This is a genomic window from Eubacterium sp. MSJ-33 (assembly GCF_022174665.1).
Lineage (GTDB): Bacteria > Bacillota > Clostridia > Lachnospirales > Lachnospiraceae > Coprococcus_C.
Map to the genome: position 1 here is coordinate 2,532,490 of NZ_CP076562.1, position 20,277 is coordinate 2,552,766.

Annotated in this window: 19 protein-coding genes; 18 read left to right on the plus strand and 1 reads right to left on the minus strand. The window is 44.3% G+C overall.

Annotation, left to right across the window (positions count from 1 at the left end):
* Positions 1 to 119 precede the first annotated feature (119 nt).
* Both KP625_RS11915 and KP625_RS11920 read left to right on the plus strand, forming a co-directional pair.
* On the plus strand, positions 120 to 473 hold the full coding sequence (locus tag KP625_RS11915; protein WP_118758167.1) for a glycosyltransferase: 354 nt from the start codon (positions 120 to 122) through the stop codon (positions 471 to 473).
* Positions 470 to 6,163: a putative Ig domain-containing protein gene (locus KP625_RS11920; RefSeq protein ID WP_238298037.1), complete on the plus strand. Its 5,694-nt coding sequence runs from the start codon at positions 470 to 472 to the stop codon at positions 6,161 to 6,163. Before KP625_RS11915 ends, KP625_RS11920 begins: the two co-directional genes overlap by 4 nt.
* Before the next feature lies 1 nt (position 6,164).
* Here KP625_RS11920 and KP625_RS11925 read toward each other — a convergent pair whose 3' ends face one another.
* Positions 6,165 to 6,371: a hypothetical protein gene (locus KP625_RS11925; RefSeq protein ID WP_117781706.1), complete on the minus strand. Its 207-nt coding sequence runs from the start codon at positions 6,369 to 6,371 to the stop codon at positions 6,165 to 6,167.
* Positions 6,372 to 6,887: 516 nt separating this feature from the next.
* Here KP625_RS11925 and KP625_RS11930 point away from each other — a divergent pair.
* From KP625_RS11930 to KP625_RS12005, 16 genes are all read left to right on the plus strand, one after another.
* A complete protein-coding gene (locus KP625_RS11930; protein WP_238298039.1) occupies positions 6,888 to 7,379 on the plus strand; it encodes a hypothetical protein in 492 nt (163 codons plus the stop codon).
* Between the two features lie 156 nt (positions 7,380 to 7,535).
* The gene (locus KP625_RS11935; RefSeq protein ID WP_195541640.1) at positions 7,536 to 8,294 is read left to right on the plus strand and encodes a toll/interleukin-1 receptor domain-containing protein; all 759 of its coding nucleotides are present in this window, start codon (positions 7,536 to 7,538) and stop codon (positions 8,292 to 8,294) included.
* 98 nt (positions 8,295 to 8,392) lie between these two features.
* Complete coding sequence (locus tag KP625_RS11940) at positions 8,393 to 9,808, plus strand: ATP-binding protein (protein ID WP_238298041.1); 1,416 nt, start codon at positions 8,393 to 8,395, stop codon at positions 9,806 to 9,808.
* A 126-nt stretch (positions 9,809 to 9,934) separates the two neighbouring features.
* On the plus strand, positions 9,935 to 10,627 hold the full coding sequence (locus KP625_RS11945; RefSeq protein WP_117781707.1) for a DUF3879 family protein: 693 nt from the start codon (positions 9,935 to 9,937) through the stop codon (positions 10,625 to 10,627).
* Positions 10,628 to 11,174: 547 nt separating this feature from the next.
* Complete coding sequence (locus KP625_RS11950) at positions 11,175 to 11,888, plus strand: lantibiotic protection ABC transporter ATP-binding protein (RefSeq protein WP_118544624.1); 714 nt, start codon at positions 11,175 to 11,177, stop codon at positions 11,886 to 11,888.
* On the plus strand, positions 11,881 to 12,612 hold the full coding sequence (locus KP625_RS11955; RefSeq protein WP_196020371.1) for a lantibiotic immunity ABC transporter MutE/EpiE family permease subunit: 732 nt from the start codon (positions 11,881 to 11,883) through the stop codon (positions 12,610 to 12,612). Before KP625_RS11950 ends, KP625_RS11955 begins: the two co-directional genes overlap by 8 nt.
* A gap of 1 nt (position 12,613) precedes the next feature.
* Positions 12,614 to 13,372, plus strand: coding sequence for a lantibiotic immunity ABC transporter MutG family permease subunit (locus tag KP625_RS11960; RefSeq protein WP_238298043.1), 759 nt, complete (start codon positions 12,614 to 12,616; stop codon positions 13,370 to 13,372).
* A gap of 14 nt (positions 13,373 to 13,386) precedes the next feature.
* Complete coding sequence (locus KP625_RS11965) at positions 13,387 to 14,049, plus strand: response regulator transcription factor (protein ID WP_055195518.1); 663 nt, start codon at positions 13,387 to 13,389, stop codon at positions 14,047 to 14,049.
* Positions 14,037 to 15,413 carry a sensor histidine kinase gene (locus tag KP625_RS11970; protein ID WP_238298045.1) on the plus strand — a complete coding sequence of 459 codons (1,377 nt, stop codon included), beginning with the start codon at positions 14,037 to 14,039 and terminating at the stop codon, positions 15,411 to 15,413. The genes KP625_RS11965 and KP625_RS11970 overlap by 13 nt, the downstream gene beginning before the upstream one ends.
* Positions 15,414 to 15,713: 300 nt before the next feature.
* Entirely contained in the window at positions 15,714 to 15,833 is a 120-nt protein-coding gene (locus KP625_RS11975; protein WP_238298046.1) for a zinc-ribbon domain-containing protein, read from the plus strand.
* Between the two features lie 50 nt (positions 15,834 to 15,883).
* Complete coding sequence (locus KP625_RS13720; protein WP_238298047.1) at positions 15,884 to 16,153, plus strand: hypothetical protein; 270 nt, start codon at positions 15,884 to 15,886, stop codon at positions 16,151 to 16,153.
* 176 nt (positions 16,154 to 16,329) lie between these two features.
* Positions 16,330 to 16,566, plus strand: coding sequence for a hypothetical protein (locus KP625_RS11985; protein ID WP_238298048.1), 237 nt, complete (start codon positions 16,330 to 16,332; stop codon positions 16,564 to 16,566).
* Complete coding sequence (locus KP625_RS11990) at positions 16,547 to 16,765, plus strand: substrate-binding domain-containing protein (RefSeq protein ID WP_238298049.1); 219 nt, start codon at positions 16,547 to 16,549, stop codon at positions 16,763 to 16,765. Before KP625_RS11985 ends, KP625_RS11990 begins: the two co-directional genes overlap by 20 nt.
* A gap of 32 nt (positions 16,766 to 16,797) precedes the next feature.
* Entirely contained in the window at positions 16,798 to 18,294 is a 1,497-nt protein-coding gene (gene malQ, locus KP625_RS11995; protein ID WP_238298050.1) for a 4-alpha-glucanotransferase, read from the plus strand.
* Between the two features lie 210 nt (positions 18,295 to 18,504).
* Entirely contained in the window at positions 18,505 to 19,314 is an 810-nt protein-coding gene (locus tag KP625_RS12000; RefSeq protein WP_238298051.1) for a TIGR02452 family protein, read from the plus strand.
* Positions 19,315 to 19,410: 96 nt separating this feature from the next.
* Entirely contained in the window at positions 19,411 to 19,926 is a 516-nt protein-coding gene (locus KP625_RS12005) for a hypothetical protein (RefSeq protein WP_238298052.1), read from the plus strand.
* Positions 19,927 to 20,277: the final 351 nt, after the last annotated feature.

Here is a 20,277-nt window from a genome sequence, read left to right on the forward strand (position 1 = left end):
TCAAATTTTTTTGAAAAATTTTGCGTTTTGGGTGAGAGTTTTTTCGATTTTTTGTACCTATATAAGTGAAAGGGTTTTTATCACAGTTCCAGACAAACCGGAAAGGGGGTTCAAACGATATGTACGATACCGCAAAACGGGTCGCACTCGTCAAACAGCGGGTGTGGGAAAACACCCGCCGGAGGCAGCGGCGGGGCATATATAGATTGAGCACCGCGTGTATGCTGCTGTGTACAGTGCTGATGCAGGCGGCGGGCATGATCATCGGGAAGGGACAGACTGCCACAAGGGGAGTGTTCGGCACGATGCTTCTTCGGGAGGACGCGGGCGGCTATGTGCTGGTGGCCATCGTTTCCTTTGCGGCAGCGGTGGTAATTACAGTCCTGTGTTTCCGGCTCAGAATCAGAGAAAACCAGAAAAAAGACGGGACGGACAAGCCGAACCGATACGAACAGGAGGAGACAAGCCAATGAAGAAACGAATACTCAGCATCCTGGTGATATGCTGCATGGTATTGGGTCTTTTGCCCACAACCGCCTTTGCCGATAATGACAGTGTAAAAAAAGCCATACAGATTGGCACAAGTGGGATCAGCGGTTATGACAGTACAAACAGCAGCTATGACTATATTCATTTTGGCACATGGAATAACAGCACCGTCAAATGGCGTGTGCTGGATACAAAAACAAATATGGCCAATGCCCAGAGGGGGGACGGATTTTTCCTCCTCTCCGAGGTGCTGCTTGGGACAGGGGAATATGGCGGCGTAGAATTTGATTATACGACCCCATATTTCAACGACTGGAAGGGCAGCCGTGGGCAGGACTGGTGTAATGACTTTTACAGCAGAAGTCTCAGCATTACGGAGCAAAAAGCTGTTTTGGCAACCAGCAAAAGTGATGCTCTATATGGTATGTACTATGACGCTTCTGACAACATCCTGGATGGGGACAAGGTGTTTTTTCTCTCGGCAGAGGAAGCGGAAAATGCAGCCTACGGATTTACCGATGACAATGCGCGTATCGCCAATTATGGCGATAGTGCATACGTATGGTGGCTCCGTTCTCCTAGGAGAATGAACCCTGATTCTGCGGGGACGGTCAATGAAAAGGGCGCTGTGATCGGTGAATGGGTAGGCCAAACCAACGCCGCCCGCCCTGCCTTCAACCTGAAGCCGGACTCTGTCCTCCTCGTTTCTGCAGCCGTTGGCGGCAAAGGTACTGCTGACGGAATGTTCAAAATCCCGGAATACAGCGGGGACGAATGGAAATTGACACTTTTGGACGATACCCGTACTTTTAGGGTAACGGAAACTACCGCAGCAGGAAAACCCGGCGGCACGGTTACGCTGAATTTTTCCGGGCCGAGAACGGGGTTAAATGAATATATTTCTGCGATTATCGAGGGTGAAAGCGGTGCGACCTATTATGGAAGGATCATGAAGCCCACTGCCGCAGACAGACAGCTCAGCTTTACACTGCCGCATGACCTTGCCAGCGGAAATTATAAACTCCATGTGTTCTCCGAGCAGTATAATGGTGATTACCAGACTGACTACGCCAGCCGATTTCAGACGGTAGCGTTGACGGTGGAGGAGGCAGCCACCGAGCAGTTTGCCCTCACTCCTGGCGGCACTTATTACTTTGACCTCTCCGGTGAGAACATTCCAGGCACAATAAACGATGATTTACCGGACAAATCAATGCACTATGTTCCCTTTACCTATGCAGGGGCAGTGAACGCCTACAAGCTCACATCTGCGATGGCAACCACCGAGGAGTATGCACAGCAGTATAAATACGACCACAGCCTGTTTATAGCGGACCATGCCGTAACGCATACGGTAAGCTGGGATGACTTAAATACGAAAAGTCTGATTTTCGGCAAGGACTATGTCGCCGGCGGCGTGGACTATACCCTGCGCGCACCGTCTGTGGGAAGTGACTATACAGGCTCGGATGAGTCCCAACGCGGCGTGCCCCAAAGCAACGAATGGGACACGATGCTGAACAAGAACAGCGGATATATCCAAAACTGGAATGGAATGTATTCGTGGGGACAGGATACTGTTTCTGTCGACGCGTCGGACCGTGCGCTTCGCGGGTACATTTCGGCCCGCTTCTGGAACTTCAGCTATGCTTCGTACTCCTATCCGATCGTCGGTTTCCGCCCCGTCCTTGAAGTCCCGAAACCTGACACACTGGGCTCTGACGGACTGAAGGTCGTTACCCTTGACCTTGGCGGCGGCAAATTGGGGAATAGCTCCGAGGATATTCAAATCATTGTGAAAACCGGCAACGAGTTTACCGCGCCTGCGTCCGGCGGTTTGACCCGCCCGGACGGAAATACAGGCAGCTACTTTATGTGGCTCGGAAGCAACGGTAAGCTCTACGCCCCCGGCGACAACGTTCCGGCGGACGTTACCAAGCTCACGGCGCAGTTTGCTTTATCAGAACAGTTTTCCCTCAAGCCCGGCGGCACCTATTACTTTGACCTATCGGCAATGGGTATTCCCGGCACGGTGAACACCGGGAACGAAGACGGCGCAGTTTCTTTGCCGGATACGTCGCTGCACTATGTTCCCTTTACCTATGCGGGAACAATAGAAGCCTACAAGCTCACGTCTGCGATGGTGACCACCGAGGAGTATGCACAGCAGAACAAATACGCCCACAGCCTGTTTGTGGCGGACTATGCCGTAACGCATACGATTAGCTGGGGTGGCCTGAATGACGAAGGTCTGATTTTCGGCAAAAATTATGCCAGCGGCGGCGTGGACTATACCCTGCGCGCACCGTCTGTGGGAAGTAACTATACAGGTTCGGGCAATTCCGAACGCGGCGTGCCCCAAAGCAACGAATGGGACACGATGCTGAATAAGGACAGCGGATATATCCAAAACTGGAATGAAATGTATTCGTGGGGACAGGATACTGTTTCTGTCGACGCGTCGCTCCGTGCGATTCGCGGGTACACTTCGGCCCGCTACTGGAGCTCCACCACTGCTACGAACTCCTATCCGGACGTCGGTTTCCGCCCCGTCCTTGAAGTCCTGAACCCGGACACGCTGGGTTCTGACGGGCTGAAAGTCGTTGCCCTTGACCTTGGCGGCGGCACATTGGGCAGCGGCAGATTGAGCGTCAGCTCGGATATCCAGATCATCGTAAAAAACGGCGAGAGCTTTACCGCGCCTGCCTCCAATGGTCTGACCCGTCCCGACGGAAATACAGGCAGCTACTTTATGTGGCGCGGCAGCGACGGTGCACTCTACGCACCGGGTGACAGCGTCCCGGCAAACGTGAACAAGCTGACGGCGCAGTTTGATTCCATAGAGCAGTTCACCCTCGTTCCCGGCGGCACATATTACTTTGACCTCTCCGGTGCGGGTATTCCCGGCACGGCGAGCGGCAGCCTGCCGGATGCGTCGCTGCACTATGTTCCCTTTACCTACGCCGGGACAGTGGACGCCTACGCGCTCACGTCGGAGATGGCAACCACCGATGAGTATGCAGAGAAGCACAAATATCCACACAGCCTGTTTGTAGCGGACTTCGCCGTAACGCATACGATAAGCTGGGAGAATCTGAATGCCGCAGGTCTGATTTTTGGAAAAAACTACACTGCCGACAGCGTGGAATATACGATGCGCGTGCCGTCAGCAGGACGTTCTTATAGAGGCTCTGGCGATTCTGTACGCGGCAACCCACAAAGCAACGAATGGGACAAAATACTGGACAAATACGACGGATATATCAAAAACTGGAGCAAAATATATTCGTGGGGGCAGGATACTGCGCACAATTACGCGCAGGGTCGTGCGAACCGTGGGTATAGCTCGGCCCGCAACTGGAGTTTCTACGAATCTTCGGGTGCCAAATCGCACCTTGGTTTCCGTCCCGTCCTGGAAGTCCTGAACGCGAACACCTTGGGCGCTTACGGACTGAAAGCCATTACCCTTGACCTTGGCGGTGGCAAATTGGGCGGCAGCTCCGAGGCCATCCAGATTATCGTAAAAAACGGTGAGAGCTTTACCGCGCCTGCCTCCGACGGTCTGATCCGGCCGGACGGAGATACCGGCAGCTACTTTATGTGGCTTGGCAGCGACAGCAAGCTCTACGCATCGGGCAGCAGCGTTCCGGCAGATGTAACCAAGCTGACGGCACAGTTTGCTCCCGGCATTTTTGACGTGACCATCACTACGGACAGACTGCCGGACGGCAAGGTGGGCGAGGCGTATAGCCAGACCCTGACCGCCGACGGCACCGAGCCTGTCGCATGGAGCATCAGCAGCGGCAATCTGCCCGACGGTCTGAAGCTGGATGGGAATACCGGCGAGATCAGCGGCACGCCTACTGCGGACGGCACCGCCAAATTTACCGTCAAGGCTACCAACAGCGCGGGCAGCAATACGAAGGAGCTGTCTATTACGATAGCTAAAGCCGCGCCTGCCGAGTATACCGTCAGATTCAACGCCAACGGTGGCGGCGGCACAATGGCAGATGTCACCGGCGTTTCCGGCAGCTACACCCTGCCCTCCTGCGGTTTTACTGAACCGGAAGGCAAGCAATTCAAGGGCTGGTCAACCAGTGCCGACGGTTCGGTTATTTCCGGCACGACCTATGAAGTAAGCTTGGATACTACCTTCTATGCAATCTGGGAGAGTAAAGAGTATTCCATCATCGTAACGGACGGCAAAGCGACAATCGGTGCAGGAAGCGAAATCAGTAAAGCGGCGCAAGGCACAACCATTACTCTGACCGCAAATGCGGCTCCTGACGGTAAGGTGTTTGATAAGTGGGTAGTAGAAAGCGGCAACACTTCTCTTGAAGATGCGAACAGTGAAACCACTACTTTCATAATGCCTGACAGTGAAGTCAGCGTGAAAGCGACCTACACAATTCCCCATACCCATACCTACGATCAGGAAATTCAGAAGCCGGAAACCCTCAAGTCGGCTGCCGACTGCACCAACGATGCAGTATATTTCAAGAGCTGCTCCTGCGGAGAGATCAGCACAACAGAAACCTTTACAGCAGCAGGTACACAGCTCGGGCACGCATGGGCAAGCGATTGGAGCAAGGACACAGACAATCATTGGAAAGAATGCTCTCGCTGCCACGAAAAGAAGGACGAGGCGGCTCACGATTACGGTAGCGATAACATCTGCGACACCTGCGGATATGACAAGACCGTACCGCATACGCACAATCTGACCCTCGTTCCCGCAAAGGCTCCTACTTGCACGGAGAAAGGCAACACGGCATATTACACCTGCGACGGCTGTGACAAGTGGTTTGAGGATGCAACCGGTGCATCCGAAATTACCGACAAGACAAGCGTAATCCTTGCGGCAACAGGTCATAGCGCTTCCGACTGGAAGTCCGATAATACCGATCACTGGAAAGAGTGCACCGTTGTCGGCTGCGGCGTGATCATCGAGGGCAGCAAGGCGGCGCATACCGCCGGTGAATGGATTATCGACACTCCGGCAACAGCTACCACAAGCGGCTCAAAGCATAAGGAATGCACCGTCTGCGGTTATACGATGGCAACCGAAACTATCCCGGCAACCGGCGGCGGTGAGCATACTCACAGCTACGGCAGCGAGTGGAAGAACGATGCCGACAACCACTGGCATGAGTGCTCCTGCGGCGATAAGAAACATACAGCAGCGCATACCGCCGGCGAATGGATCATCGATACCCCGGCAACAGCTACAACCGACGGCTCAAAGCATAAGGAATGCACCGTCTGCGGTTATACGATGACAATCGAAACTATCCCGGCAACCGGCGGCGAGCATACTCACAGCTACGGCTCCGACTGGAAGAACGATGCTACGAACCACTGGCATGAGTGCTCTTGCGGAGATAAGGCCGATAAGGCGGCACACGACTTCAAGTGGGTTGTTGACAAGGAAGCGACCGCAACGCAAAAGGGCTCCAAGCATGAGGAGTGCAGGGTTTGCGGCTACAAGAAGGCGGCAGTTGAGATTCCGGCTACCGGAACACCGACTGAGCCGGGCAAGCCGACCGATTCGGATTCTCCGCAGACCGGTGACAACAGCAATATGATCCTCTGGATCGCACTGCTGTTTGTCAGCGGCGGCGTAGTGATCGGCATCATCGTTTACAGCAAAAAGAAGAAAGAAAACGCTGAATAAATCAGCTGCGAACCTTTGAGCAAAGGGCGGTGACGGACATTGCCGTCATCGCCCTTTCGCTTGGACTGGAGAAGAAATCTTCCATTGATTTATAGCCTGTCCACTTCATAAAGTGACGTATGTTGTTGATATAGGTATCTGCAGTTCGGGAGGACCTGTTACGAATCAGGCATTCCTCTCTGAGCTTGTTAAAATATTTTTCGTACATAATAAACCTCCATGATACTAGTAACGTTAATGAGTCACTGCCATCATGGAGGTTCACGTATTAAAGATATCCTCTTGAGAAAAAGAGATTCTGGTGTTATTCTATTCATGGCAGTGTTAATGATGAACCTGTTCGATTGTTATTTTGTGGTGATTTAACAATACTACTTTTAGGGCTCATTATCTACTGCCTTTTTAAGTTAAAGAGAAAACTGTGCCACAGCCTTCGCAGGCCATCGCACAGCGATTTAGTTCAATTCAAGTTTGTCGAACTGACAAACCATAACAATTTAATATAAACGACAGCGTTAGAGCATTTATGTGATTGAAACATAGATGCTCTTTTTTTGTGCCCTTTGGGCAATGTATATGAATGTAACTTTAGGACATTTTGTCCAGAAGTTCAGATAAAGGAAATTAAGGAGGAACAAGAGATGTGCATTAAAATGTGTATCCTATGGGTGAGAGCACCCACAGACAGAAGCCATAGGAAAACATATAACAGGAGGACAGAACAATGGTCGATGAGTTGACGCAGGAGTCATTCCAAACGGGAAAGGCGATTGTGACTGTCAGCGTGGATCTGATAACAGCCATTGCGGAAGCCTGTAAACGTTCAGAAGAGAAAAATCCCGGTATGAGTGCGGAGCAGAAGGAAACTCTGCTCGGCAAGGTAGTCGATAAGGTGGTTTCCAACTATAAGGAGACACATGGCTCGTTAAAGGATTTTAACCAAGAGGGTAAAGATGTTACTTCCATAGATGTGAATGATGAGAGAACCGCAGAGATATTAAAGAAAGCGTGTAAAAAAAGTCATATTCCGGTGGATATGAGAGAAGTCACACGGGCAGATGGTTCGGTAACACATACAGCATGTGAACCTTATTTTATGACGATGCTATTTGTAGTATTCATGGCAAGAAGCAGAAAAGCGGAGTTTCAGATACCATTTGAACGACCAAAGATGAAAATGCTCCTGCAGAGTATCGGTATCTCAGTATGCTTCTGATGATGTAGCTGACCGGATAGGATTGATAGAATGATTTGCATGATGTTGTGGTATTAATTGCGGGTATGAGTGAAAAATGGTATAATCAATGTGTATTTTTCGATTATAAGTGGTTAGGATTATATAGTATATGACACAAAAGAGGGGAAACAAGGGATGGCTTTTGAAGAAGAACTTAAAACACTAATAGAAAGAACAAAAAAGAATGGCACAGATACATCTTATAAAGAATCGTATGAAGCAATAAATAGTAATTTTTATGATGTAAAAAAGCAACACGAAATATGGATGAATGATGTTGAAATATTTTTCAATAAATATTTAAAGGAGCATGTGTTAGCTCCGAAAATAGAGTCATGGCTATTTCATAGGAAATATAATCAATTAGTTGCGGCGTTAGAAAGTATATGTAATGACAAGAACTATATAGATAAAATGAATGGCATATCAACAGTGGAAGTGCCAAAGTATCAAGCAAATTCGTTGCCAGAATATGATGTTTTTATATCTCATGCGAATAAGGATAAAGAGAATCTAATAGAGGAACTATATAAGTCTCTAAAAAAGTTGGGTGTTAAAATATTTTATGATAAAGAAGAACTTGAATGGGGAGATAATTGGAAGGACAGAATCCTTAATGGAACTAAGAAAGCTGAATTTGCAATTATTGTGATTTCAGAGAATTTCTTTGATAGAGAATGGACCGAGAGAGAACTTGGCGAGTTCTTGAATCGTCAAAATAGAAATGGACAGAAATTAATTTTGCCTATTTTACATAATATTTCTGTAGAGCAATTAAAGGAGAAATATCCGACAGTTGCAGATATCCAGGCAATAGATTCGTCTAAATATAGTTGTGATGAGATAGCGCTTTCGTTTGCCAGGCAGTTAATCAAACGTTTGAAAAACATTTAGAGTGGGGAAAAATGAGATAGAACAAGAACAGGACTAGAATTAGACTGACAAAGAATAAATGTAGAAGGAATATTGTTTTAGATATTGGAGGTAGTAATATGGCAGAAGAGACACTGTTTTCCGGCGAATCAAAAAATATTGAATATAAGGTTGCAGTACCGGATAAAAGCGAAAAATATATGAAAACTGTTGTAGCTTTTGCCAATGGTAGGGGAGGAAAAATTGTTTTCGGAATAGAGGACAAGACCTTAGAAGTTGTGGGAATGGATGAAGATAGTATCTATAAGACAATGGATGCCATTACCAATGCTATTTCAGATTCTTGCGAACCTGCAATCAGACCGGATGTGGCGATGCAGACGATTAAGGATAAGACAGTGATTGTGGTAGAGATATTCCCAGGGGCAGAGCGTCCATACTATATAAAATCACAAGGTGTGTTTGATGGTACTTATGTGCGTGTTGCAGGTACGACTAGGCATGTCGAGGATTATATGTTAAGAGAGTTGATGCTGGAAGGTAAGAATCGTTATTTTGACAGTGAAATATGTCAGAATATGGATATATCAGATAGTGAGATTGAGGAGCTCTGCAAGAGCTTGAAGGGGACTGCCATACGAAATACATGGCAGGATAGTGAAAAAGTGAAGATTAAGGATGTCACCAGAAATATACTGATTTCATGGGGCGTTCTGAAGGAGGAAGGCGGAAAGGTATATCCGACCAATGCATATGCACTTTTGACCGGACGGATGGTAGGGCAGCCGGTTATTCAGTGCGGCGTGTTCAAGGGAACCAATCGGGCACATTTTGTTGATCGGAGAGAGTTTGAGGGTTCTATTCAGGAACAAATGGATGCTGCATACCAGTATGTTCTTGAAAAAATTAACATGGGAATGACCATAAAGGGAATGTACAGACAAGATGTATATGAACTTCCTACAGATAGTATAAGAGAGTTGATTGCAAACGCAGTGGCTCATCGTAGTTATCTTGAGCCGGGAAATATACAAGTGGCATTGTATGATGACAGACTAGAGATTACTTCGCCGGGTATGCTACTGAATAATGTTACGATCGAAAAAATGATAGAAGGTTACTCAAGACCGAGAAATCCCGCAATCGCAAGAGCTTTTGCGTACATGAAAATTATTGAAAAATGGGGAACTGGAATACCGAGGTTATTTGCAGCCTGTGAGGAATATGGATTACCGAAGCCGGAGTTGATTGATTTTGATGGCGATTTCAGAGTAAATATGTATCGAAAAAGGGATGCTAATACAGAAACTAACACAGAAACTAACATAGAAACTAACACAGAAACTAACACAGAAAATGTAGGGAGAATAATTAGGCTCATGGGTGAACAGCCTTCCATTACAGTAAAGATGATTGCACAGCAGCTTGGGCTTTCTGTTGGAGGAGTTCGTTATCATATCAATAAATTAAAGAAAGATGGTGTTGTGGAGCATATCGGTTCTTCTAAGAAAGGTACATGGGTAATCCATGATTAAAATTGTTGTATTGCGAGTGGAATAGTATACTAAAAGCAAAAGGTGAACAATTAAAGCGATTATGCCGATATACAATGTGAGTCAGTAAATGGATTTACAATATAATGTGCACAAGGAGGTTACATTATGTCAAAAATTACAGATTATGCTTTTTTGTTTCAAAATTCATCCGGAAAGTCGGCATTTAATCCAATAGGGAGTTTCCAATTATCCCAGCTCAATAGCAGTGCAGTACAATCACAGTTAAAAGCAGCAGGGATTAACACAAACAGCAAACAATATAAAACCGTTATAAGTAAAATGATGCAAAATGCAAACGGAATGATGTATACCAATCCGGCAGCCATAAAGAATTTGATGAAGAACTATGACAAAGATGGGGACTATATTTCTCCGGCAACTGGTCTTGCAGGTATGGACGCAACGGATATTCCTATTTCGCAGAGACACGTGATTATTGATATTCCTGAAAAAAACAGACAGGAAATGTTTGATAATGCAAAACGGGAGTTCCTTGAAGAAAATGGAATTGCAAACGGAGATACTACAAAACGTTCAGATGTGTTTTACCATTATCAAAAGTCTGCAAAGAAGCGGGACAGATTAAAGGGGACGTGGACTTTAGAACAATATGAACGACAGTATAATCAAGCTTTTTATGATGCGGCAAAGGCTGCCGATCCAACATGGAAACCTGGAAAAGCGATAAAAGCAGGTGCGTTGGATGGGATTACAAGAGAGCAAATTGATAAATCATTGACTGTAACGATGGGACAATATGGAGAAATATTCAAGAGAGGTTTTGATCTGAAATTATAATGATCTGAATATATTAGTAGACAGAACGGCATTTTGTGTAACAAATGCCGTTCGGATGCCTTTTCTATAACTTTACTGCAAAGCATGAGGATTAAATATCTTCATGCTTTTTCCCTAGATAGGTGTCAATTTCCTTCTGGTGGCGCTGCAGCTCCTTTAGATCACGCTCGTTTTGTTGCTGCTGCTCCTCAAGGTTATACATATCCTGCTCAGCCTGCTCGAGTCGATTTTGCAGTATTTTGATATTGGAACTGGTGATTGCAGTGAGGTCTATGTTGTGGCTTTCCAGTGCGAATTTCGCATCATGGTAGGCGTTTAGCTGGAGACATAGCTTCGTATGTAGCTTTCCGCTTTTCTTTTCGTTCTTTCGCTCTTTCCTTTTGCGTTTTCAGATAGGCCTGTCGTCTCGAAATTCTCTTTTTTATGTTGTCGTCGGTATAGAAGGAACCGAGAGAGTATAAATTTAGCAAACTTCATCAAATCTTTATTTTTCCCTGATAGATTATATTTCAGTAAGAAATAAAATATAGAAGGAAGGATAGAAAAGATGGAAATGATGTTGCAGACACAAAATTTGTGTAAATATTTTAAAAAGCAGAAAGCGGTAAATAATGTTTCACTCAATATAGAAAAAGGACAGATTTATGGACTGCTTGGACCGAATGGTGCTGGTAAATCTACTACATTGAAAATGCTGACCGGTATGATGAAACCAACTGCAGGAAAGATTTACCTTGATGGAAAACTATGGAATAGGAAGGATTTGTCAAAAATAGGAGCGTTAATTGAAAATCCGCCTATTTATGAAAATCTTTCCGCCAGAGAGAATTTGAAAGTAAGACAATTATTGCTTGGTACAGATGAAAACAGAATTGATGAGGTCTTGCAGATTGTATCACTTACAAATACCGGAAAGAAGAAAGCTGGGCAGTTCTCTTTGGGAATGAAACAAAGACTAGGTATTGCAATGGCATTGCTTGGAGAACCGGAACTTTTGATATTGGATGAGCCTACGAATGGATTAGATCCAATAGGCATCGAGGAATTACGAGAACTGATTCGCTCCTTCCCAGGACAGGGAATAACTGTAATTCTTTCCAGTCATATTCTTTCAGAGGTACAGTTACTTGCAGATAAAGTCGGGATTATTTCAGGTGGAATCTTAGGATACGAGGGAGCATTGAATCAGGGACAGAATCTTGAAGAACTGTTTATGGACGTAGTAAGGAAAAACCAGAAAGCAGGTGAAATCCATGGTTAATATTGTAAAAGCAGAACATCAAAAAGCCAAAAGAACCATGCGAAAAAAGTTTATCTGGGGATTTCCTCTTCTTACATTTGTCATGGCATTTATATTTACTCTTGGGATGACAAATGCTTATGCAGAAAGTGTTTGGAACTGGTGGTATACACTTTTGCTGCCGGGGATGATTGCTCTATTTTGTTATCTTTCTGTGGCGCAGGAGAAAAAGATAAAATACTATCATTTAATGACTATTCCCACAGACAGAAGAAAATTGTTGCTGGGGAAAATTATTTATATTGGGTACATGATTTTGTTTTCTAATGTGATTGTGTTTGCAGGAGCAACGCTTGGAGGCTTTCTTCTAACGACACATGTTCCAGTTGGAGGAGCGTTGATTGCAGTATTGTTTCTGACGGTTTCTGAGTTATGGGAGATTCCGGTAGCTTTATTTTTAAGTGAACGATTTGGAATGATTGTAAACTTGTTCGTCTGCCTATTTATTACCGTCAGCGGTGTGGTAATATCACAAACCAGAATCTGGTATGTACTTGTTTCTGCAATCCCTATGCGAATGATGTGCCCGTTGCTTCATGTTTTACCAAATGGACTTGCCGCAGAAGCAGGGAATCCTCTTTTGGATACGGGAGTCATTGTTCCGGGAATGTGTCTCTCAATCATCTGGTTTGTTTTTGTAACGGTTCTGTTTTTGAAATGGTTTGAGAGAAGAGAGGTGAAATAAGATGATTGGAAGATCTCTTAATGCAGACTTGCGAAAGATGAAAGGAACATCTGTGATTCTGGCACACTTATTGATTCCGATTATAACCAGCGTTATATTTTTAATATATTACTTTTTTTCACCATGGAATGAAAATATGAAAGTGATTGCATTTTATCAGGCAATAGGAGCAGGACTTCCGGTACTTATTGGAATTTTTACAGCAAGTGTGATGGAACAGGAACAAAATGCAGGTGATTTTCAAAATCTGTTATCTTTATCGAAAAAAAGGGTGGCATTTATATCGAAGCTGATGCTGTTACTGATGCTTTGTCTTGGCTCTGTCTTATTGACTGCTTTGATATTTGGAACTGGATTTGGAATGATATCAGCAAGTGGTAGCTGGAGTAACAGCAATATTGAAATTGTAAAAATATGTGTTGTTGCAGCATTGCTGCTGTGGGGAAGCAGTGTTCCACTTTATCTGTGGCAGCTGATTCTGGCTTTTCAGTTTGGAAAAGGGGTATCGATTGGAGCAGGGATTATATCAGGACTGATCAGTGCATTGATGCTTACCGGACTTGGAGATTATGTGTGGAAATATGTATTTGTCTGCTGGACGGGTAGAGTACCATATACTTATCTGCAATCTGTATTGGGAGAAACTAGTGTAGGTGAATGGTTGTCATTCATACCAGGTTGCTTAATATTTACAGGGATTAGTATGGTATACTATTTTTGGTGGGTAAACCACTGGGAAGGAAACAGAATATCGGAATAGAATCGAGGGAAACTATGGCAAAAATACTGGCAGTTGATGATGAACCGGCAATTTTGGAAATGATAGAAAGCATTTTGAATAAGGATGGACATCTGGTTACCAAAGTAAGTAATCCACTAAAAATTAATATGGAAGAATTACATCGTTATGACCTGATTTTACTGGACATTATGATGCCTGGAATTGATGGCTTCGAATTATGCAAAAGAATCAGGGCACTTGTGGATTGTCCGATTTTGTTTCTTACGGCAAAAACGGAGGAAAACAGTCTGGTAAACGGACTTTCTTTAGGAGCAGATGATTATATTTCAAAGCCATTTGGAGTGATGGAACTTCGGGCAAGGATCAATGCACATCTTAGAAGAGAGCACAGGGAACATTCTGTCCGGATGGTTTTTGGGAGGGTCTGTATTCAAATATCTCAAAAGAAACTATTGGTTGATGATAAGGAACTTCCTCTTACGAAAGCGGAGTACGAAATCTGTGAATTCCTGGCTAAAAACAGGGGACAGGTTTTCTCGAAGGAACAGATATTGGAAGCGGTCTTTGGCTTTGACAATGAAAGTAATGACAGTACTATAATCACGCATATCAAAAATATAAGAGCAAAATTTGCGGATTATGATTATACACCGATAAAAACAGTCTGGGGGATTGGATATAAATGGGAAGAGTAAAGAGAAGCAATGCACTCAGCAGGATTTTTATGAGATATGTACTGGTCATGCTTGGATCATTAGTTGGTTTGGTGATTGTTGCTTATCTGCTGCTGTACCTTTTGATTAGTGTGGGCTGTATCTATCCGGCAAATTATGCAGAGCAAAAGATTAATGAAGCATATGATACGATTCTACGTGCAGATAAAGTGACTGCTGAGATGATTCCCGCACTTTGTGATTATGTAATCTTTTCAGAGAATGGAGAGAAAATAGGTGGAGATCTGTCAGAACAATACGAACAGATAGCATGGAATGTTGCAAAGTACGGAAACGCATCCGGGAAATATTTTTATAAAGTAATTGTAAGGGAAAATGAATATGTTGTATTGCAATATCGCCTGACACCTCAATATCATTCAGCTTTTTTGAGGGAGCATTTTATAGGACCACAGAATGTGATGATTATTATGTCTGTGATTGGAGCGGTAGCGATTATCATCATTCCGTCCATACGTTTTGGAAAAAGAATCAAAAAGCAGATGCAGCCTGTATTAGACGCAATCGGACAAATAAAGGATCAAAATCTGGAATATGAGACATCCTGTTCCGGTATCAAAGAGTTTGATGACTGTTTATCGGCAATCGATGATATGCGAGATGCATTGCGAGAATCTTTAGAAAAGCAGTGGAAAACAGAGCAGGAAAAGAAACAGCAGATGTCTGCTTTGGCGCATGATATTAAAACACCTCTTACGATTGTACGGGGAAATGCAGAACTACTTTCAGAGACTGAACTGACCACAGAACAGAAGAAAAATATCACTTATGTTTTGAACGGCACAACACAGATACAAAGTTATGTAAAACAGTTGATAGATGTCACAAAATCATGGAATTGCAGAGATGTTACCTATGCAACGGTGAGGTTAGAAGATTTTTTCGCAGATATAAAGGAACAGGCACTCGGACTGGTAGAAATCTATCACCAGAAGATAGATTGGAAGGCGGAACAAAGTGATAAAAAGGTAACGATTGCTTATGATCCAATGTTCCGGGCCGTAATGAATGTGATTCAGAATGCAGTGGAGCATACAAAAGAAAATGGAATCATTTATATTGATGCAAAGGAGCAGGATGACCGGCTGACATTCATTGTGGAGGATAACGGATCAGGATTTACAAAAGAAGCATTATTGCATGGCACAGAGCAGTTTTTTATGGATGACACAAGTAGAAATGGCGAAGTCCATTATGGGATTGGGCTTTTTTTCGCAAAAACTGTGGCTGAAAAATATGGCGGAGGGATTAAACTTTCAAGTTCTGAAAATACAGGTGGGGCGAGGGTAGAAATATTTTTCCTGAGTAGTCAGGAAACAAGCTAAATAGACCGCAATTAAGCTATGTAAAAGAAATTTTACATGCTTTTATCTAATGGTAGACCGTTATCTTGAAAGAGGCACTATGTATGTGCTTGACGATAACGGTGTGAAAGCTGAATGTGGCGTCAGATTGGTGGATATGGTGATTTTTCAAAGAAACCTATAAAAGTAATTCAAAAAAGTCCTTTGAGAGAAGACAAATCTTTTCTCAAAGGGCTTTTTTGATTTTACGGATATTCGCAAACTACAAGAAAAAGCCGAAACTTCCTATACTCTAATCACTGAGGAAGTGGAGATTTTGACATGAGCAACAGTTTATCGGCAGTACATCCCGAATTGATTGCCGAATGGTCGGATAAGAATTTACCGCTGACACCGGACAGCATAACTTTCGGCTCGAATGAGAAAGTATGGTGGAAGTAGCATAGTATGTGTAGTAAAGCCAAATGGCGACGCGTGGTACACGAATACGAATGAGTACGAGGCAGACTCAGCTGCGTACCTGCCTTGGCGTTATACCATATTTTCTTTTGAACATCCGGTTGAAATTCGACAGATTTGAGAATCCGCATTTCTGTGAGATTTCAAGAATCGAATCATTGGTCGATGTGAGCATTGCACGTGCTTCTGTGACACGGAAGTCATTCACATATGAGATAAAGCTCATTCCGGTTGTTGTATTCTACTTATGCGCTCAAAAATATATTGTCAAAGGGGTTGCAGCTGGCGCTGTTAAGGGTTAATATATAATCACATTTTTTACAGGAGCGATTATATGACGATCAAAGATATAGCAAAATTATCGAAGAGAGCAATTTTGAACCAAACGGAAATGCCAGAAAGCTGAAACGATGTGGCGGAAATACAGTTACAATTATCATGAAAGGCCGGCACAATAGTTTCTTCATTTGATGAACGTATGAATGAACTTGACATACCCTGTGTTGTTGCAACTACGAGTGCAAGGGAGTTAGCGTTTGACAATGTATCTTCTGTATGTGTAGATGATGAGGCTGCAACCATGGAACTCGTGCAGTATTTAACAGGCTACGGACACAAAGATATTGTCGTAATGGGGGGCGAGATTTCAGATAAACAGATCAGTTTCTCGCGTTATCTTGGGTGTAAAAAAGGCTTTGAAAAAAGTACCGGATGATATATCGGTGGTAGGTTTCGATGGTACAGTCATATCGAGATTTTACACACCGAGAATTACATCAATGGGTCAGGACATAAACAGCATTGCGAAGCGGAGTGTGGAGCTTTTGATGAAGCATATACATTACACACTGGGGTGTGAACATGATTATGCCCCACACAATCTGATCGAGGGCGAAAGCGTACGCAGAGTATAATTGTTTTGCCTTGACGTATAAGGAGGACATATATGGATAAAACAGCAGGAATATTGTTCGCGATTTCCAGTCTGCCATCAAAGTATGGAATTGGCTGCTTTTCCAAAGAAGCATATAAATTTGTGGATTGGTTAGTGGAAGCTGGTCAGACGTTCTGGCAGATTTTACCTTTGGGACCTACCGGATATGGAGATTCTCCATACCAGTCGTTTTCCACATTTGCCGGGAATCCGTACTTCATAGATCTGGAAACTTTAATTAGCGAAGGTTTATTGACAAGAGAAGAATGTGATAGTGTTGACTTTGGAACAGACGAACAGTCTGTTGATTATGAAAAACAATATAATGGACGGTATGTATTGCTCCGCAAGGCTTGTGAGAGAAGCAGGCATAAGAACAGTACAGAGTATAAGGCGTTCTTAGAGAAGAATGAAGCGTGGGTGTATGACTATTGCTTATATATGGCAGTAAAAAATCATTTTGGTGGAATGAACTGGACTGAATGGCCGGAGGCAATTCATAGTCGTACAGAAGAAGGTTTACGTGAATATAAAGAGAAGCTGGCAGACGAAATTGATTTTCAGTTATTTATGCAGTTCCAGTTTTTCAACCAGTGGTATAAGCTCAGAGCTTACGCCAATAAAAAAGGAATTAAAATTATCGGAGATATTCCGATTTATGTATCATTGGATAGTGCAGATGCATGGTCGCATCCGGAATTGTTCCAGTTAGATGAACATTGTACACCGAAGGCTGTTGCGGGATGTCCGCCGGACGGATTTTCGGCTGATGGGCAGATGTGGGGAAATCCTCTTTATGATTGGGATTACCACAAAAAGACAGAGTATGCATGGTGGATTGAACGGCTTTCATTCTGCTTCGAGTTATATGATGTTGTACGTATTGATCATTTCCGTGGTTTTGATGAATATTATTCCATCCCATACGGGGATAAGACCGCGGTAAATGGCAGTTGGAAAAAAGGTCCTGGCATGGATTTGTTCCATACAATCGAAAAGAAGATTGGCAGGAAATCCGTGATTGCGGAGGATCTTGGCTATATAACGGATACAGTCCGTAAGCTTGTTGCAGATAGCGGGTTCATGGGGACGAAAGTGTTGGAATTCGCATTTGACACAAGAGATACGGGTTCGGCGAGGGAGTATTTACCTCATAATTATATTGAGAATTGTGTAGCGTATACAGGCACGCATGACAATGAGACACTGGTCGGCTGGTGGCAGGAGGTCGATGACGAAGGTAGGAAAAAAGCAAGAGACTATCTGTGTGATTACTATACACCGGCAGATAAAATGTATATTCCGCTCATTGGCGTAATCATGCGAAGTAATGCGAAAATCTGTATTGTTCCAATTCAGGATTACCTTGGCTTAGACAACAAGTCGAGAATGAATACACCTTCTTCGGTTGGCAGCAATTGGAGATGGCGGGTAGACAGCAAAGCGTTAAATAAGACTTTTGCCAAGGAGATAAAAGCGATTACGGTTCGTTATGAACGCTGTAACTAATTTATATCTGATGATTTTTTGAAGGCGCCCCGGGTTTTTATGTTACCTGGGGCGTTTTTCATAGATACGCCGGATAAGCAGAAGAGCCTGCAGGATTATCTTAATATGGCGGACCAGTCTATGTATGAGAATAAGAGAAAAAAGAGAACAACATAAAATAAATTCATCGGAGTAATGGTATCAGCGCGTAGCGGAATGGAGGAACGTTAAATGGGAAGAAATACAAATGTAGAGGTGTTTGAGGATACAGAGAAGATGTGCAGGGAACATGCACGGCTGGTGGAAGGTGTGAAGAAATCCAGGGTAGGGCAGAAACTGATCCTGGAGAAGGAACCATTCCCCACACCAAAGCTCAACATCTATGAAGAGAAAGCACACGTTGTTGTATCGAAGAAACGTAGTCTGGAAGCTGCGCGTGCTTATAAGGGAACGAAAACTGCCGTGCATAATTTTGCGTCGGCGAAGAATCCGGGCGGCGGAGTTGTGAATGGTGCTAGCGCACAGGAGGAATGCCTGTGCCGGTGTTCGGATCTGTATTTCTGTCTGAATACAAATGCGATGATGGAAGGCTTCTACCTGCCACATCGTGCGATGTCGAGTCTGCTCTATAACGGCGATGTCATCTACACGCCGGATATCATCGTGTTCAAAAGTGATGATGCATCCCCGCGCACGATGCCGGAGAAGGACTGGTACGAGGTCGATATAATTACCTGTGCCGCACCGAATCTGCGCCACGGAATTCTTGGCGGAAACACGGATTTAAGAACCATTCATGAGACACGCCTGCGCCGGATGCTGGATATCGCAGTGACCGAGGGCGTGGAGTCGATTGTGCTGGGTGCTTTCGGATGTGGTGTATTTATGAATGATCCTGCTATTGTGGCAGATGCTTCGAAGCGTGTGCTGAAGGATTATTTATATGCATTTAAGAATATCGAATATGCAGTATATTGCAGCTCGAAGAACGACTCGAATTATCAGGCGTTTCACCGGGCACTCGCGGAGTATTGTGGGTGATTGAACTACCCGTTCAATGACACCCCCGGATTCCTGCGGTAGACTGCAAATATGAAACAAAAAGAAAATGCAGTGAATGAAACGGAGGAATGAACGATGCAGAAAATGACATCCGCTTATGCGAACAAGATGCTTCGCAGTCTGGAAGAAGATAAGAATTATTGGCTGAAGAAGGAATCGGAATCAAGCACGTATGTGGCCGCGGTGGACGAAGAGCCGGTGATTCCGGATTACGATTATGCTACGGTTGCTGCAACGATTGCGGAGATTGATGCGAAGATGGCAGTCATCAAGCACGCTTTGAATCTCGCAAATGCAACCGCGAAGGTGCAGGTTGGCGACACGGAAATGAGCGTGGATACGATCCTTGTGAAGATGGCGCAGTTGAACAGACGTAAGGCAGTTCTTGATTACATGCGGAAACAGCTTCCGAAGTCAAGAGCATCGCAGGGAGGATACTTGTCCAGAAGCACGTCGCCGGAGTATCGCTATATCAACTACGATCTCGATACCGTGAAGAAGGACTATGAGCAGGTCGCGAAGGAGATTCTGGATATGCAGATGGCTTTGGATATGCATAATCAGACGATTCAGTTTGACGTGGATCTGTAAGAAGGATTCCGAAGCAGGACAGACAATATACGTGCATGTATATAAAAAATAGAATGGTTATTGTTCAAGGTAAATGCTTATCTGTTATCCGTTATTGGTTATATGTTTATGTTCATGGATATAACAAATGGGGATGTCTGACAAACAATTAAATCATCAAACTTTTTTCTGTTCTGCTTAAAAACCTGCGGGAAACCGCGTGCGGAGGTTCGGTTACAGGCACATAATCTGATTGAATACGATAATTGGGAAGAGAGGACTGGGAAGGGTTCTCTCTTTTTTGCAATAAGTCTATCATTGCGGAGCATCATCGAAAGATGCTGGGAAGACAACTTGTACTTAAATAAGACA

Coding starts and splice junctions, on each gene's coding strand:
- KP625_RS11985 (WP_238298048.1), top strand. CDS start 16,330: ATGAATGAACTTGACATACCCTGTGTTGTTGCAACTACGAGTGCAAGG.
- KP625_RS11955 (WP_196020371.1), top strand. CDS start 11,881: ATGGTTAATATTGTAAAAGCAGAACATCAAAAAGCCAAAAGAACCATG.
- KP625_RS11925 (WP_117781706.1), bottom strand. CDS start 6,371: ATGTACGAAAAATATTTTAACAAGCTCAGAGAGGAATGCCTGATTCGT.
- malQ (WP_238298050.1), top strand. CDS start 16,798: ATGGATAAAACAGCAGGAATATTGTTCGCGATTTCCAGTCTGCCATCA.
- KP625_RS11965 (WP_055195518.1), top strand. CDS start 13,387: ATGGCAAAAATACTGGCAGTTGATGATGAACCGGCAATTTTGGAAATG.
- KP625_RS11915 (WP_118758167.1), top strand. CDS start 120: ATGTACGATACCGCAAAACGGGTCGCACTCGTCAAACAGCGGGTGTGG.
- KP625_RS12005 (WP_238298052.1), top strand. CDS start 19,411: ATGCAGAAAATGACATCCGCTTATGCGAACAAGATGCTTCGCAGTCTG.
- KP625_RS11940 (WP_238298041.1), top strand. CDS start 8,393: ATGGCAGAAGAGACACTGTTTTCCGGCGAATCAAAAAATATTGAATAT.
- KP625_RS11930 (WP_238298039.1), top strand. CDS start 6,888: ATGGTCGATGAGTTGACGCAGGAGTCATTCCAAACGGGAAAGGCGATT.
- KP625_RS11975 (WP_238298046.1), top strand. CDS start 15,714: ATGAGCAACAGTTTATCGGCAGTACATCCCGAATTGATTGCCGAATGG.
- KP625_RS11945 (WP_117781707.1), top strand. CDS start 9,935: ATGTCAAAAATTACAGATTATGCTTTTTTGTTTCAAAATTCATCCGGA.
- KP625_RS11950 (WP_118544624.1), top strand. CDS start 11,175: ATGGAAATGATGTTGCAGACACAAAATTTGTGTAAATATTTTAAAAAG.
- KP625_RS11935 (WP_195541640.1), top strand. CDS start 7,536: ATGGCTTTTGAAGAAGAACTTAAAACACTAATAGAAAGAACAAAAAAG.
- KP625_RS13720 (WP_238298047.1), top strand. CDS start 15,884: ATGAGTACGAGGCAGACTCAGCTGCGTACCTGCCTTGGCGTTATACCA.
- KP625_RS12000 (WP_238298051.1), top strand. CDS start 18,505: ATGGGAAGAAATACAAATGTAGAGGTGTTTGAGGATACAGAGAAGATG.
- KP625_RS11920 (WP_238298037.1), top strand. CDS start 470: ATGAAGAAACGAATACTCAGCATCCTGGTGATATGCTGCATGGTATTG.
- KP625_RS11970 (WP_238298045.1), top strand. CDS start 14,037: ATGGGAAGAGTAAAGAGAAGCAATGCACTCAGCAGGATTTTTATGAGA.
- KP625_RS11960 (WP_238298043.1), top strand. CDS start 12,614: ATGATTGGAAGATCTCTTAATGCAGACTTGCGAAAGATGAAAGGAACA.